Annotated in this window: 17 protein-coding genes and 1 pseudogene; 7 read left to right on the forward strand and 11 right to left on the reverse strand. The window is 55.6% G+C overall.

Going from position 1 to position 14,473, the window contains the following annotated elements; genetic code table 11:
• Positions 1-47 precede the first annotated feature (47 nt).
• The 6 genes and pseudogenes from ACXLHR_RS03325 to ACXLHR_RS03350 all read right to left on the reverse strand — a co-directional run bounded on the left by ACXLHR_RS03325 (position 48) and on the right by ACXLHR_RS03350 (position 5,247).
• Positions 48-797, reverse strand: a complete 750-nt coding sequence (locus ACXLHR_RS03325) for an ABC transporter ATP-binding protein (RefSeq protein WP_458790112.1) — start codon at positions 795-797, stop codon at positions 48-50.
• Between the two features lie 11 nt (positions 798-808).
• Positions 809-1,033: an ABC transporter ATP-binding protein C-terminal domain-containing protein gene (locus ACXLHR_RS03330; protein WP_458792464.1), complete on the reverse strand. Its 225-nt coding sequence runs from the start codon at positions 1,031-1,033 to the stop codon at positions 809-811.
• A gap of 15 nt (positions 1,034-1,048) precedes the next feature.
• A pseudogene (locus tag ACXLHR_RS03335) lies at positions 1,049-1,567 on the reverse strand (ABC transporter ATP-binding protein); the annotation flags it as partial.
• Between the two features lie 11 nt (positions 1,568-1,578).
• Positions 1,579-2,769, reverse strand: coding sequence for a branched-chain amino acid ABC transporter permease (locus tag ACXLHR_RS03340; protein ID WP_458790113.1), 1,191 nt, complete (start codon positions 2,767-2,769; stop codon positions 1,579-1,581).
• Positions 2,770-2,772: 3 nt separating this feature from the next.
• Positions 2,773-3,804 (reverse strand): branched-chain amino acid ABC transporter permease, encoded by a 1,032-nt coding sequence (locus ACXLHR_RS03345; RefSeq protein ID WP_458790114.1) that lies wholly within the window; start codon positions 3,802-3,804, stop codon positions 2,773-2,775.
• Positions 3,805-3,900: 96 nt separating this feature from the next.
• Positions 3,901-5,247, reverse strand: coding sequence for a substrate-binding protein (locus ACXLHR_RS03350; protein WP_458790115.1), 1,347 nt, complete (start codon positions 5,245-5,247; stop codon positions 3,901-3,903).
• 222 nt (positions 5,248-5,469) lie between these two features.
• On the opposite strand from ACXLHR_RS03350, the gene ACXLHR_RS03355 reads away from it, so the two are divergent.
• The 5 genes from ACXLHR_RS03355 to ACXLHR_RS03375 all read left to right on the forward strand — a co-directional run bounded on the left by ACXLHR_RS03355 (position 5,470) and on the right by ACXLHR_RS03375 (position 11,172).
• A complete protein-coding gene (locus tag ACXLHR_RS03355; RefSeq protein WP_458790116.1) occupies positions 5,470-6,759 on the forward strand; it encodes a short-chain fatty acyl-CoA regulator family protein in 1,290 nt (429 codons plus the stop codon).
• 94 nt (positions 6,760-6,853) lie between these two features.
• On the forward strand, positions 6,854-7,222 hold the full coding sequence (locus ACXLHR_RS03360) for a response regulator transcription factor (protein WP_458790117.1): 369 nt from the start codon (positions 6,854-6,856) through the stop codon (positions 7,220-7,222).
• Positions 7,219-7,497: a hypothetical protein gene (locus ACXLHR_RS03365; protein ID WP_458790118.1), complete on the forward strand. Its 279-nt coding sequence runs from the start codon at positions 7,219-7,221 to the stop codon at positions 7,495-7,497. Before ACXLHR_RS03360 ends, ACXLHR_RS03365 begins: the two co-directional genes overlap by 4 nt.
• Positions 7,497-10,184, forward strand: a complete 2,688-nt coding sequence (locus ACXLHR_RS03370) for an ATP-binding protein (RefSeq protein WP_458790119.1) — start codon at positions 7,497-7,499, stop codon at positions 10,182-10,184. Before ACXLHR_RS03365 ends, ACXLHR_RS03370 begins: the two co-directional genes overlap by 1 nt.
• A 61-nt stretch (positions 10,185-10,245) precedes the next feature.
• The gene (locus ACXLHR_RS03375) at positions 10,246-11,172 is read left to right on the forward strand and encodes a FliM/FliN family flagellar motor switch protein (protein ID WP_458790120.1); all 927 of its coding nucleotides are present in this window, start codon (positions 10,246-10,248) and stop codon (positions 11,170-11,172) included.
• Here the strand turns inward: ACXLHR_RS03375 and ACXLHR_RS03380 are convergent.
• The 3 genes from ACXLHR_RS03380 to ACXLHR_RS03390 are packed head-to-tail and all read right to left on the reverse strand — an operon-like array spanning position 11,169 to position 12,462.
• Positions 11,169-11,597, reverse strand: coding sequence for a protein tyrosine phosphatase family protein (locus tag ACXLHR_RS03380; protein WP_458790121.1), 429 nt, complete (start codon positions 11,595-11,597; stop codon positions 11,169-11,171). The genes ACXLHR_RS03375 and ACXLHR_RS03380 overlap by 4 nt on opposite strands.
• A gap of 26 nt (positions 11,598-11,623) precedes the next feature.
• On the reverse strand, positions 11,624-12,037 hold the full coding sequence (locus tag ACXLHR_RS03385) for a DUF6691 family protein (protein ID WP_458790122.1): 414 nt from the start codon (positions 12,035-12,037) through the stop codon (positions 11,624-11,626).
• On the reverse strand, positions 12,037-12,462 hold the full coding sequence (locus tag ACXLHR_RS03390; RefSeq protein WP_458790123.1) for a YeeE/YedE family protein: 426 nt from the start codon (positions 12,460-12,462) through the stop codon (positions 12,037-12,039). Before ACXLHR_RS03390 ends, ACXLHR_RS03385 begins: the two co-directional genes overlap by 1 nt.
• Before the next feature lie 101 nt (positions 12,463-12,563).
• Here ACXLHR_RS03390 and ACXLHR_RS03395 point away from each other — a divergent pair, with 101 nt between their 5' ends.
• Positions 12,564-12,881 carry an ArsR/SmtB family transcription factor gene (locus ACXLHR_RS03395; protein ID WP_458790124.1) on the forward strand — a complete coding sequence of 106 codons (318 nt, stop codon included), beginning with the start codon at positions 12,564-12,566 and terminating at the stop codon, positions 12,879-12,881.
• Here the strand turns inward: ACXLHR_RS03395 and ACXLHR_RS03400 are convergent.
• Positions 12,878-13,087 (reverse strand): hypothetical protein, encoded by a 210-nt coding sequence (locus ACXLHR_RS03400; RefSeq protein WP_458790125.1) that lies wholly within the window; start codon positions 13,085-13,087, stop codon positions 12,878-12,880. The two genes, ACXLHR_RS03395 and ACXLHR_RS03400, sit on opposite strands and share 4 nt — an antisense overlap.
• Positions 13,088-13,204: 117 nt before the next feature.
• Between ACXLHR_RS03400 and ACXLHR_RS03405 the strand changes: the two genes are divergently transcribed.
• Positions 13,205-13,462 (forward strand): DUF2312 domain-containing protein, encoded by a 258-nt coding sequence (locus ACXLHR_RS03405; protein WP_458790126.1) that lies wholly within the window; start codon positions 13,205-13,207, stop codon positions 13,460-13,462.
• 69 nt (positions 13,463-13,531) lie between these two features.
• On the opposite strand, the gene ACXLHR_RS03410 is transcribed toward ACXLHR_RS03405, so the two are convergent.
• Positions 13,532-14,407, reverse strand: a complete 876-nt coding sequence (locus ACXLHR_RS03410) for a hypothetical protein (protein WP_458790127.1) — start codon at positions 14,405-14,407, stop codon at positions 13,532-13,534.
• Positions 14,408-14,473 lie beyond the last annotated feature (66 nt).

Genomic DNA, 14,473 nt, shown 5'->3' on the forward strand with positions numbered 1-14,473 from the left:
ATTTTATTCTGCACCTTTCCTGTTACGATACGGTTAAGGAAATCCGCTTAAATTGCGAGGTATTGTTCGCGTAGTTCTTTGTTTTGCAAGACCTCTTCGGCGGAACCGTCAAAGACCACGGAGCCTGTGTCGAGAATCACTGCGCGGTCGGCGAGTTTCAGCGCGGCGACGGCGTTTTGCTCGACGATGACGGTTGTGATGCCTTGATCGCGGATGATCCCAAGCGTTTTGGCGATTTCCTGTACAATAACAGGGGCAAGGCCTTCGTAGGGTTCGTCGAGCAGCAGCACTTTAATATCGCGTGCGAGCGCGCGTGCGATGGCAAGCATTTGCTGTTCGCCGCCGGAAAGTGTGACGCCTTCTTGTTTGCGGCGTTCGCCCAAGCGCGGGAAAAGTTCGTAGATTCGATCAAGCGACCAGCCGATGGGCGGGGCAATTTGCGCTAATTGTAAGTTTTCTTCCACGGTCAGGCCAGCGATGATGGACCGGTCTTCGGGCACGAGTGCGATACCTGCTTGGGCGGCTTGCCAGCTTTTCATCTGGTGCAGCGGTTTGTGGTCGAGCCAGATTTCGCCGTGTCGCAGTTCAGGGTCGCCCATACGCGCGATTGTGCGCAAGGTCGAGGTTTTGCCAGCGCCGTTACGCCCCAGAAGGGCGAGGATTTCGCCTTCGTGGATGTCAAAACTGATGTTTTGCACGATGTAGCTTTCGCCGTAGTAGGCTTCGATTTGCCAGACGCTGAGATAGGGTTTTTGCGTTGCTGCGTGGGCTACGCGTGTGTCGAAGTGTTCGCTCATGATTTTGGTCCTTACACCTGTGCTTCGCCGAGATAAGCTTCACGCACCTTGGGGTGGTTCTTGATCTTATCGGGAGTGTCTTCCACGAGGGGCGAGCCCTGTGCGAGGACGGTGATGCGGTCGGCAAGACTAAACACCACATTCATGTCGTGTTCGATGATTGCCATTGTGATGCCGCGTTTGGTGCGGATGTCTTTGAGAAGCAGGATTGTGTTTTCCGTGTCTGCCCGGGCCATGCCTGCCGTCGGTTCGTCGAGTAGCAACAGGCGCGGTTCTTGCACCAGACACATCGCCATTTCCAAGCGCCGTTTGTCGCCGCGTGACATTGATGAAGCCGTCATGCCACGTTTGTCGCTCATGCCGACCTCTTCGAGCATCGCTTCGGCTTGTGCGTTAAGGTTACGCTCGGAGCTGATATTTTCGATTCCGTGCATCCGGAACGCCCCGTCGCGTTTTGCAAAGCAGGGGATCAGTACGTTTTCCATCACCGTCAGGTCGGCAAAGATTTCCGGTGTCTGGAACACGCGGCTGATACCCATTTGTGCAATTTCAAACGGTTTGCGCCCGAGCACCGATTGGCCGTCGAACAGGACCGAGCCGGTGTCGGGGATTAGTTTGCCGACAAGCACGTTCAGCAGTGTGGACTTACCGGCGCCGTTCGGGCCGATAATCGCATGCACGGTGTTTTCTTGCACGCTGAGGTTTACGTCACCCAAGGCCTGCAACCCGCCAAAGCGTTTGTTGACGCCTTTTACTTCAAGGATACCCATAATTCTGTTTCCTATTCTGCTGGCGTCTTGACGCTGTCGTCTGCGTCAGGGGTTTTGTTGCGACTGAATTTGCCGATGATTTTCTGTCCGCCCTGCACAAGACCGCCGGGGAGGAAGATGATCACAACCATGAACAACACGCCGAGTGTCAGGTGCCAGCCTTTACCGATGAACGGATAGATCAGTGTAACGAACAAGTTCTCTAGCCAGTCGGGCATGAATGCGAACCAGCTGTGCAGAATATTGTCGTTGATCTTGGAGACAATGTTTTCGAGGTATTTGATCAGGCCAGCGCCCAAGACCGGACCGATCAGGGTGCCAACGCCGCCCAAGACCGACATCACAACGATTTCGCCCGATGCTGTCCAGAACATGCGTTCCGCACCTGTCAGCGGGTCCATTGCCGCCAGAAGCCCGCCTGCGAGCCCAGCATACATCCCCGAGATCACAAATGCCGCAAGCATGTAGGGTTTGGTGTTGAGCCCGACGTAGGACATCCGCGTCTGGTTCGATTTGATCGCCCGCAGCATCAAGCCCATTGGCGAGCGGAAGATGCGGATTGACAGATAGAAACTGAAGATCAGGAAAATCGCGCAGAGATAGTAGCCGTTCTGGAAGGTAAAGCTCCAGCCGCCCATGTTGATTTCTGCCAGCGCATTCATTTCGATCCCGAAGAAGTGCGGTGTTGTTGGATCGCCCGCGCTCATCAGGATTTGCGGGTCGTCGTTATAGACTTGCAGCCCTGTTTCGCCGTTTGTCAGCGGTGTGAACACCGAATATGCCAGTTGGTAGGACATTTGAGCAAAGGCCAGTGTCAGGATCGAGAAGTAGATCCCCGACCGTCGCAAGCTGACGTAGCCGATAACCACCGAGAACAGACCGGCCACGATGACCGAGAGCACGATCGCCGGCACAACGTTGTAGGACAACAGTTTGAACATCCAGACGGCGGCGTAGGAGCCTATGCCCAAGAACGCGGCGTGACCAAATGACAGGAAGCCGGTCAGGCCGAACAAGATGTTGAACCCGATTGCAAGGATGCCAAAGATCACGAACCGTTGCAGCAAGGCAGGATAGCCCGCGTTGAAGCTTTGACCCAGCGCAGAGTCAGTGGGAAAGGGGTTCAAAAGGACCGGTGCAGCAAGCGCCATGATGCAGACGATGATGAAGAGTTTGAAGTCGCGAGAATTTAGACCGAGCATGAGTTATTCCTCCATCACGCCTTTGCGACCCATAAGGCCACGTGGACGGGTCAGCAAAATGATAATTGCAACGAGGTAGATGATAATTTGGTCAATGCCCGGGATCAGTGCCTTTACCTCGTTCATGGATGCGAATGATTGCAGGATACCCAGCAAGAAGCCCGCAGCGACAGCGCCGGGCAGCGAGCCCATGCCGCCAACAACAACCACAACGAATGACAGTACAAGGAAGTCCATGCCGATGTTGTAGTGTGGTGACAGGATTGGTGCGTACATTACGCCCGCCATGCCTGCGACTGCGGCCGCGAGGCCAAACATGAAGGTAAATCGTTTGTCGATGTCGATCCCCAGCAGGCCCACAGTTTCGCGGTCGGCCATGCCAGCCCGCACCACCATGCCGAATGTGGTAAATCGCAGGAATGCAAAGACCGCACCGATAATCGCAACAGAGAAGAAGAAATAGACAAGGCGCCATGTCGGGTAGGCGATTGTATTGGGCTCAAATCCAAGCATCACGCCCACGTCCATAGTGCCGATGAAGGCGGATGGCGGGGGGGTCTGGATCGGGTTGGCGCCGTAAAACGCTTTGATTAATTCGCCGATGACAATGGCCAGGCCAAACGTCACAAGGATCTGATCCGCGTGTGGCCGTTTGTAAAAGTGTTTGATGAGCCCGCGTTCCATCACATAGCCCACAAGGAACATAAAGGGGATTGCGACCAGAATAGCCAGCGGCACCGACCAGTCTTGGAGTGCTGCACCCATCTCGGGTCCGAACCATTTGTCCAGATATGGCATTGCCACTTTTAATGGATTTCCAAGAAAGTCGGTTTGCGTTTCGTCGATGGTGATATAGCTGATGTCCATCAACTTCTGCACGGAAACCGCAACAAAAGCACCGATCATGAACAGCGCACCATGCGCAAAGTTCACAACACCCAACGTGCCGAAAATCAGTGTCAGACCAAGGGCGATCAAGGCATAAGCCGAGCCCTTATCTAAACCGTTAAGAATTTGGATAATAATTGCGTCCATCGGACTTAGCCCCAATATGTCTGGTGGATTGGCCCCAGCAGATGTGGGGAAGGTGGACCGGCGTCGCGTGCCGCCGGTCCGGTCTGCGTCAGAGACCTATGCGCCCGGGTTACATGCGCCCAGATTGCCGCCAGCAAACATCGGGTGCTCGCTTTCGTATTCGACCTGCGCACGTGGTGTCACTTCGACGATTTCCAGTGTGTCGTATGCGTTTGTCGGGGCCTCGGTGCCCTTCATGACAAGCACGTCTTTGAAGCACTGGTGATCTTCTGCGCGATACAGTGTTGGACCATTGCCCATGCCGTCAAATTCAAAGCCTTCGAGAGCTTCGACAACAGCGCAAGGGTTAAACGAGCCCGCACGGGTGACCGCATCGGCATAGAGCATGGTTTGCACATAGCATGTGTGCGCTGCACCAGATGGCGGGAAGCCATATTTTTCGCCGAACGATTTCACGAAGGCTGCTGTGCCCTCGTCTGGCAGCTGCCAGTTCCAGTTCATCGAGCCGTAGACGCCTTGAATGTTGGAGCCCGCACCCGCAGCCATCAACTCGGAATAAAGCGGAACAACGATCTCGAAGTTCTTGCCGTTGACTTGCTTGTCTTTCAGGCCGAACTGGATCGCCTGTGTCAGCGAGTTGACCATGTCCCCACCGTAGTGGTTCAGTACAAGAATATCAGCGCCAGAGTTCAAAACCGGTGCGATATATGACGAAAAGTCACCAGCACCAACCGGTGTCAGCACGTTCTGAACAGTTTCCCAGCCGATAGCCTCTGTGGTGGCCGCGATGGATTCCTGCTGTGTCCAGCCCCATGTGTAGTCGGCGGTCAAGTGGTATGCACGACGCTCTTTGCCGTAAACTTTCTCAAGTACCGGCGTCAGGGCAGCCGCTGACATATACGCGTTAAAGAAGTGGCGGAAGCCGTTGGCTTTGCGGTCTTTACCGGTTGTGTCGTTGGAGTGTGTCAAGCCGGCCATGAAGATCACGCCTGCTTCTTGACACAGGCCTTGCACCGCAACAGCCACGCCCGAAGACGATCCGCCGTTGATCATGATGCATTGGTCTTTCTGGATCATGGACTGTGCCGAGGCACGTGCCACGTCGGATTTTGTCTGGGTGTCGCCGGTCACATAATCGACCTTGTTGCCAAGGATACCCGTGCCGTCCAGCGTTTTGGACGAGAATGTGTTCAACATACCGCCGTCGCCAACACCGTTCAGGTGCTCGACTGCCAGCTGTTGTCCGCGCAATTGGTCGAGGCCTTCTTCGGCATAGGGTCCGGTTTGTGGCACGTTGAACCCGAATTTCACAGTGCCGCCTGAAGGTGCGTTTGTGAAACCGGTCTCAGCCTGTGCGCGCAGATATGTTGGCAGCGCCAGACCGGCGCCCGCAATCGCACCTGTCTTAATTAACCCACGACGTGAGAAATTAGAAATGGACATGATTATCCTCCCATTGATTTTTCAGTACCGATTGAGCCTCCTCGCTCGCACGGCCGACACTTTGAAGTGTAAGTATAACATCGGGCCAAGGGGGATATTCGCGCAACAGGGCATTGCAATCGTCTAACGAATTAGTAAAGTAATCCACAAGATTTCTGTAAATTTTGTAAATCATTTTTCGCGCAGGTGCAGAAAGTTACTGAAACAATAAGGGAAAATACGATGGCAGTTGTAGGGATTGCAGGGACGCGTATTCGCGAACGCCGTATTGATCGCGGGATCAGGCAGGCCGATTTGGCAGTAACTGTCGGAATTTCACCGTCCTATTTGAACTTAATCGAGCATAACCGTCGCAGAATCGCAGGAAAGGTTCTGGTCGATATAGCCCGTGCGCTGGATATAACCCCAGAGCAGTTGACCCGTGGGGCGGACGCTGCCTTGCTGGACCGGTTGCGCAGCGCTGCCGCCGAGATGTCGTTGACCGTCGAGATTGCCCGCGCCGAAGAGATGGCGGGCCGGTATCCGGGGTGGGCTGCGTTGATCGCAGCACAGGCTAGACGGCTCGCGACTGCCGAGGACCGCGTGCAGGTTCTGACCGACCGCATGACCTATGATCCCGAACTGGCCGCGTCCCTGCACGAGGTGATCACGGCGGTAACTGCTATCCGGTCTGCCGCTTCGATTTTGGTGGGCGGCGAGGATCTGGATGCTGATTGGCAGTCCCGTTTTCACCGCAATATTTACGATGACAGTATTCGTCTGGCGCAAAGTAGCGAGGCGCTGATCGGCTATCTGGATAGTCCTAAGGCCGAGGGCACACCGCATGTGGCACCTATGGACGAGGTTGAGGCCGTGCTGAGCGGTCACGGGTTTCATTTTGCAGCGATCGAGGCGCAGGGCGCTATGGCCGTGGATAGTATCATCGCTCAGGCGGGCATTCGCGCGGCTGCGTCCCGCACGATATTGCAGACACATTTGAGCGGCTATGCGCAGGATGCCGCAGTGATGCCTTTGGCGGTTTTTACAAAGGCGGCACAGACCTGTCGTTTTGATCCGGTTGCCCTGAGCGCGCAGTTCGGGGTCCCGATCGCTGCGGTTTTGCGCCGGTTGGCGAGCTTGCCCGCGGCGCAGGACTATCCCCCGATGGGGCTTGCGGTGGCGGATGCGTCAGGGGCGTTATTGCTGGTGAAACCTGCTGCGGGATTTGCAATGCCGCGATCAGGTGCGGGCTGTCCGCTTTGGCCGGTGTTCGCGGCATTCTCTAGGCCCGGCCAGCCGATCCGCGCGGAAGTGTCGATGCCTGGTGCCAACGCCCAGCGGTTTTTATGCTACGCGGTGGCGCAGCCGGTTGGCACGGCCGGTTTTGACCTGCCGCAGGTGTTGCGTGCGACTATGTTGGTTATTTCCGATCAGGCCGCGGGTGCTGCCCCTGCAATTGGTGTGGGGGTCTCGTGCCGGATTTGCCCGCGTGAAGATTGCGAGGCGCGGCGCGAACCTTCGGTGATTTTGTGATGCGTTAGCGCTTTGACATAGGGTCAAAATGTCGTGATAGTCTAGGAATTGAATGTGACCGTGCAGCGGTGGCAATCAAAGGGAGATGACAAGAATGGCAAAGCGCGTGCTACTTATCGAGGATGAGCCGAACATCATCGAGGCAATCAGTTTCATTCTGTCGCGAGACGGATTTACTGTTCACACCCATGAGGATGGCGAAACAGCGATGACCAAGGTGCTGGCCTGTCCGCCCGATCTGGTTATTCTTGATGTGATGCTGCCAGGGCGCAGTGGCTTTGATATTTTGCGCGACCTGCGGGCCACGCCAGTGACGGCACATATTCCCGTGATGATGTTGACCGCGCGTGGTCAGGCCAAAGACCGCGAATTGGCGCAGCGTCTGGGAGCCAGTCATTTTATGACCAAGCCGTTTTCCAATGCAGAGGTGCGTGACCATGTGCGCGCACTGATTGGCGTATGACCGCGCGTAAAACCTCGGCGGTTTTTCTGGAGCGGCAAGCCTATCACCGCAGACGTATGCGCGATCTGGCGCGTGCTGTGCCTATTTTTGGCGCGGTAGTGTGGTGTATTCCACTGCTGTGGGTGCGCGCGGGGGCTGATGTGGCAGCGGCCACGACCAGTCAGGCGCTGGTTTATGTGTTTGTGGTTTGGATGTTTTTGATCGCAGTTGCGGTGGTGATTTCGCGTGCTGTGAAAAGTGAACCACCACCCGTCGAGCCTACGGCACCGCGCTAATGGTTTCGTTTAATATCCTCGTTGCGGTGGCGCTGGCGTATGTCGCGTTCCTGTTTACGGTGGCGTTTCTGGCGGAGCGACGCGCAAGTGCAGGGCAGGGCGGTTGGCTATCCTCGCCGATTGTCTACACCCTATCCTTGTCGATTTACTGCACGGCGTGGACGTTTTACGGCGCAGTCGGCTATGCTGCGCGGTCCGGTCTGGAATACGTCACGATCTATCTGGGGCCGACTTTGGTGATGGTGGGCTGGTGGTGGATCTTGCGTAGGTTAGTGCGCATTGGCCGCACGCAACGCATTACCTCGATTGCCGATTTGATCTCGTCGCGGTTTGGCAAGTCGACAGCACTTGGGGTGATGGTCACGGTTCTGGCGGTGGTGGCTGCGACCCCGTATATTGCGTTGCAGTTGCAATCGGTGACACTGTCGTTTGCGGTTTTCGCCGAGGCAGGGGGCAAACCTTGGGGCGGGGAGCAGTTGAACGGGGCGGCGTTTGCAGTGGCGATTGGGCTTGCGACCTTTACCGTTTTATTCGGCACGCGCAATCTGGATGCCAACGAGCGCCACCACGGCATTGTCATGGCGATTGCCGTCGAGGCGGTGGTGAAACTGGTCGCATTGCTAGCCGTCGGGGTGTTTGTGGTTTGGGGCATGGCGGGCGGACCTGTGCAAATACTGGCACAGATTGATGCCTCTCCGATTTCCCATTGGCAGCAGGATGGTGGACGTTGGGTCACCTTGATCTTTTTGTCATCAGCGGCGTTTATCTGTCTGCCGCGCATGTTTCAGGTCTTGGTTGTCGAGAACATTGACGAACGGCATTTGAACACAGCGGGCTGGGCGTTTCCGACCTATATGATGTTGATGAGCCTGTTTGTGATCCCGATTGCGGTGGTCGGATTGCAGGTTTTGCCGGCCGGTGAGAACCCTGATTTGTTTGTCTTGACCGTGCCGTTAAGTCAGGGCCGTGACGGGCTGGCGATGTTGTCGTTTCTGGGCGGGTTTTCGTCGGCGACCTCGATGGTGATTGTGTCGACGTTGGCACTGGCGACGATGGTCTCGAACCATATTGTGGTGCCGGTTTGGCTGGCAACGCAGTCGCGCGGTGGGGCCAATCGGTCGGGCGATGTCCGGCAGGTGATTTTGCTGTCGCGCCGTCTGTCGATCGGGGGTGTGTTGATTTTGGGTTACCTTTATTACCGCGTGTCGGGGGGCGGGGCTGCGCTGGCGGCGATTGGATTGGTGTCGTTTTCGGGTGCGGTTCAGGTGCTGCCTGCATTGATCGGCGGCATATTCTGGCGCGGTGCAACCCGTATCGGGGCGGCGATGGGACTGTTGACGGGGTTTGTGGTTTGGGGCTGGACGCTGTTTTTGCCCAGCTTTGGCATCGAGGCAGTGATCACTCAAAATGCGCTGGAGTTTGGCCCGTTTGGCATCAGCTGGCTGCGCCCTACCGCGTTGTTCGGGATCGAGGGCATGGACAGTCTGGTTCATGGCGTTACGTGGTCGATCTTGCTGAATCTGTTGATGTTTTTCCTCGGGTCCGTGTTTACATTTCCAACCCCGCTCGAGCGTTTGCAGGGCGCGCGGATTGTGAATGTGTTCGATTATACTGCCGCCTCACGCACTTGGGGCAGTAGTGCGGCGGGGGCGGAGGAATTGATGTTGATGTCGCAGCGCATTATCGGCGGCATCGAGGCGCAGACGTTTTTCCAACGCGAGGCAGAGGCGCAGGGCAGGGATGGGTATTTGCCGGATGTGACGTCTGATTTTATCGAGCGTCTGGAGCGTGAGCTGGCGGGATCGGTGGGGGCTGCAACCGCACATGCGATGATCGGGCAGTTGATTGAAGGCAGTGGGGTGTCTGTCGAGGATTTGATTGCTGTGGCGGATGAAGCGGCACATATTCTAGAGTATTCTAGTCAGTTGGAGGCGAAATCGGCCGAGCAGGAGCGCACGGCGCGGGCATTGCGCGATGCAAATGAAAAGCTGACCGCGCTGTCGGTGCAGAAGGATGCATCTTTGAGCCAGATCAGTCACGAACTGCGCACGCCCATGACGTCGATCCGGTCGTTTTCGGAAATTTTGCGCGATGAAGGTACGCCCGCGCGCGAACAAGAGCGATATGCGGGCATTATCCACGACGAGACGCTCAGGTTGACGCGACTGCTGGATGATTTGCTGGATCTGTCGGTTTTGGCGAACGGGCAGGTGACGTTGCAGGATCAGACTGGCAAGTTAAGCGATATTCTTGACCGTGCGGCTAGCATTGCGGGCGGCGATGCGACGCGTTTGCAAATTTTTCGCGACCGTGCTGACGAGACGGTGATGCTGCGCACCGATATGGATAGATTAGGGCAGGTGTTCATCAATTTGATCAGCAATGCGCGCAAATATTGCGATGCGAAATCACCCAAGCTATGGATTAAGGTAAGCCGCGTTGGTCCCGATTATGTGATTGATTTCATTGATAATGGCACAGGAATTTCGATAGGTAGCCAGCAGGTCATTTTTGAGAAATTTGCGCGATTGACAGATCAGTCAAAAGCGGGCGGCGCGGGACTGGGCCTTGCGATTTGTCGTGAAATTATGGGCCGTTTAGGCGGGCAAATTACCTATTTGCCCGGGCAGGGCGGCGCGGCGTTTCGGGTTGTTCTGCCAACTGTTGCGATCTTAGTAAATCAGTAACGGTTTGTGCGTTAATGTCTGCGCAGGTTGTGAATAATTGGCGCTGTAAATAGTCGTGGACATGCAAACATCTATTCTTGCGCGTATGGTCGTGCGACAGGCAGAGGCGGTGGCCGATGTGCCGTTGACGTCGTCGCGCGCGTTGCGTGTGGCTATGACACGTGCTGCGGATAAGGCGATTGGTTTGCCTTTGACGGTGAGCAATGTTGGCGAAGAGTTTTTGCAGCTTGATGCGGTGATCGAAGCATTGCCAGCGTCACACCTTTATGCCGCTTTGGTCAAAGGTTGCGATGTGGTGGGCCTTGTCGGGTTGGACGCACAGATGCGCGCGGCGGTCATAGAGATTCAAACCATTGGCAGTTTGACAAAAAACCCGCAATTGGACCGACCTCCGACAAGCACAGATATGATGCTTGCGGCGCCGATTTGCGAGAAACTGTTGGCATTGTTGCCCGAAACAACCACCGGTTCTGAACTGGAAGGCTGGGCTGCGGATGTGACGCTGGGCGCTGTATTTGACAGCTTGCGGGCGGCGGGACTTGCGTTGGAAGAAAACGATTACCGCTTGATGCGTCTGACGCTGGATTTTTCGGTGGCGGGCCGACAAGGCGAGATAATTCTGGCGCTGCCGAACCATACGTCGCAACCTGTTGCACCAGTGGAAGAGGCGGGGGATGCTGGGTGGAACGCTAAAATGGACCGCGCGGTGGCTGCCGCACCGGCGACGTTAAATGCGATATTGTGCCAAATGAAATTATCGATTGGCAAGGTGGACGGAATGCAGGTCGGGGATGTTTTGCCGCTTTATGGGGCGACAGTATCATCGGTGCGGTTATTCGCGCCTGATGGGGTGGAAGTGGGTACCGCGAAACTCGGGCAATCGGGCGGCATGCGTGCCGTGCGGATCGAGACACCGGTGAGCGTGCCATTGGGTGACCTCCCCGCGCCGAAATCGTCGCAAAAGGAGGTCACTGTAAAAGTGGATTAACGATCAGACGCCAACATATCGATTTGGGCGCGCATACCACCAAGCTCGTATCCGGCAGCGCCGGTTGCCGCGATAATATCGTCGGTAGGCATTTTACCTGCCTGTGACAGCGACCAGACAATGGATGAACGTGTGCCGGACGCGCAATACGCCAGCACCGGACCGCCCGCATCCGCCATTGCCGTGGCCTGCGTTTCGACCATTTGCATGTTGAGCCCCTGATGCGTGACAGGGTTGCGGGTAAACGTCAGCCCTGCGGCTGTTGTAGCGATTTCTAATGCGTCGCACTGATGGCTTTGCGGGACTTCAGCGTCGGGCCGGTTGCAGATGATGCCCTTGAAGCCGGCCGCCGCAATCGCGGGCAGGTCGGCAGGGTCGATTTGCGGGCTAACGGCGTAGTCGGGCGTAATGTGTTTGATGTCCATGATATACCTCTGAAATGGGTGACATATTAGTCGAGTTTGGCACGAATTGGTGGTGCGATAAACATACCTACGAGCATTGCGGCCAGAAAAACGATGCCGGCGATCCCGCCAAAGCTAATAGAGGCGAGCGCCGGACCTGGGCAAAGACCGACAAGCCCCCAACCTGCGCCAAATAATACTGAGCCTACGACGAGTTTTCGTCCGACTTTAGGGTCTGCTGGCGCGGGGAAGGAGCCGCCAAGTGCGGGTTTGCGTCCCTCGGCGATGCGCCATGCAACAGCCATCGGGATAATTGCGCCGCCCATGACGAAGGCCAATGTCGGATCCCATGCGCCAAACACGTCAAGCCAGCCTTGCACCTTATCGGTATTGGTCATGCCTGAAATCAAAAGCCCTGCGCCGAACATTGCGCCCACGATAAGTGCCATAATGTTACGCATCAGATTATTCCCAGTACATGTTTGAAGATGATGACCGTGAGGCCGCCCGCGCCGATGTAAAACACTGTGGCCACAATACCGCGCAGCGAAAGCCGCGAGATGCCGCAAACCCCGTGACCTGATGTGCAGCCATTGGCGATGCGTGTGCCGACGCCGACCAAGAGGCCTGCGATGATAATCAGCGGGATGTTTCCAGTGACATTGGTGGGCTTAACGCCGAACCAAAGCGTCAAAATTGCGGGCAGAATGATCAATCCTGCGAGCCATGACACCCGTTCTTGCCAGTTGCCCAGTCCTGATTTGTCGACCAAGCCACCGACCAGCCCCGACGCGCCCATGACTTTGCCGTTGAAAAGCAGAAAAATCGCTGCAGAGGTGCCGATTAAGCCGCCTCCGATAAGTCCCATTAACCAATCGTGGTTCATTGTATGCCCTTGATGCTATAATATGCGTTGAGGGCTACCTATATGGTATCAGCATACATTTCAATATTGGAATGTTTTTAGTTTTAAACTATTGGTGGGTAATGGAACATAATCAAATCACTGCGATTGACCCGATGGATGCCGCCGCAGAAGATGCCGCAATGGTGTTGAAGGCATTATCAAACCCCAGTCGTTTGCGCATTTTATGTGCTTTGGTCCCCGGTGACATGACGGTGAGCGAGATCGAGACGGCGCTTGGCGCGTCGCAATCTTATGTATCGGGCCAGTTGTTGCGACTGCGCGGCGAGGGGTTGGTTGCTTGCGAGCGCGATGGTCGTATTATGCGCTACCGTTTGGCCGACGCCCGTGTGCGCCCGATACTCGAACGGCTTTACGAGGTGTTTTGTCCGGACGTTTAAGCCAGAACGATCCCGGCGATCACGGTCATTAGCCCGATCATCGAGACCAGCAATGCGCCAAGGTTAATAGGCACCAGTTTGGCCAGCCGTGCGCGTAGCGCCTCGTCGTCGAGTTTTGCCCGTTTGGCTTTTGCGATGGTAACAATGCAATAGATGATGCCAATAAGTCCCAAAAGTGACAGTGCGGCGCCGGTAATGATGATCATGGCGTTCCCTTTGCGAAAGATCACTCTTCGCCTACCGAGATTGAGAGGTCTTCGCAAGGGTTGCGGGCGGTCGTGACACTGGCTAGGAAAGATGAAAATCAGCCCTAGGAGCATTTTATGGACAACGCAGTTACCGATACCCCTTCAAACGTCGCTGGCGAAGAGCTGCGCCAATTCATCGAGCGCTACGAGCGGCTGGAAGCAGAAAAGAAAGATATTGCCGAGGGGCAAAAAGAGATCATGGCTGAGGCCAAGGGCCGTGGCTACGACACCAAAGTGCTGCGCAAGGTGATTGCGATCCGCAAGCGCGATGCAAATGATCTGGCCGAAGAAGAGGCGGTGATGGAGATTTATATGGCGGCTTTGGGCATGTAATCTCGCGCTTTAGGCAAAGCGAGGCGCGGAGGGTTTCCGCGCCTTTTTTCCAGCTGCCTGCGCCCGAAATTACGGCGCGATGAACGTCAAGCCCGGCAGTTGCTCGATGAAGTCCACATCGTTTTCATAGAGTTCTGACAGTTCCTCGACCAGATCGTCGGTCATGCCTGGCATGTCGACCACCTCTTCGATTTTATCTTCAACAGCATATTTATCCAGAAACGCCGCTATAACCCGCCGTTTGTGTGCTTCGGTTTTGGGTGGGTGACTGCGCAGGTAAGTGAGTAACCGGTTCATGCCTTCGTCAGACATGATCGCGGCGAGCAAGTCAAAACCGCCTGTTATTTTTTGATCCGGCGCGATCCCTGACATTGCACGCAAAATTTCGGCCCAGATCAGGGGGGTATCCTCGTTGCACCAGACTGTGAGCTTTGTGCGCGGGAATCTGTGCTGAATACGTCGCACCAGATCGGACCAGCGAATTTGCGTCGGGTGCATCCCTTTAAGGTAGGTTTCGGGTGTGTCGGCTTTTGATTCGGCAAAAACCACGGGCAGGAAGGTTGCGGGATTGCGCAGCGCGAGGAAAATCTCGATTTCGTCCTCGGCAAATAGTTGGTGCAACGCGGTCAGTTTTGCTTCGGCCTGCTCGTAGAAAATGCCCTGATCAAAGATCCGGTTAGCGATGCAGATAAAGTTGGCGTTGCTCAGCACCAGCCGCTCTGTATCGTCATCGTCGGTGATTGCATCCAGCAGAATGTCGCGCGTATCCGCCGCTGGTGTCTCGCCTTTCAGGTTCTGGATTGTCTCACGCAAAAGGCGGCGGTATTTGCCCGGTCCTGGAACCTTGATCCCATAGTCCGCAAATGTCCCTGCGTTTTTCAGCAGGGATTTTAGAATTCGATCGTCATCGGTGCAATTTGCCCCGATGTGAAATGCAATTTGCATGAAGCCTCGACTGCCAGAATTATTGTTACCCTTATCATAGTCAGATTTCTGGACAGTTAAACTGCT

The organism is Yoonia sp. MH D7 (genome assembly GCF_054439475.1).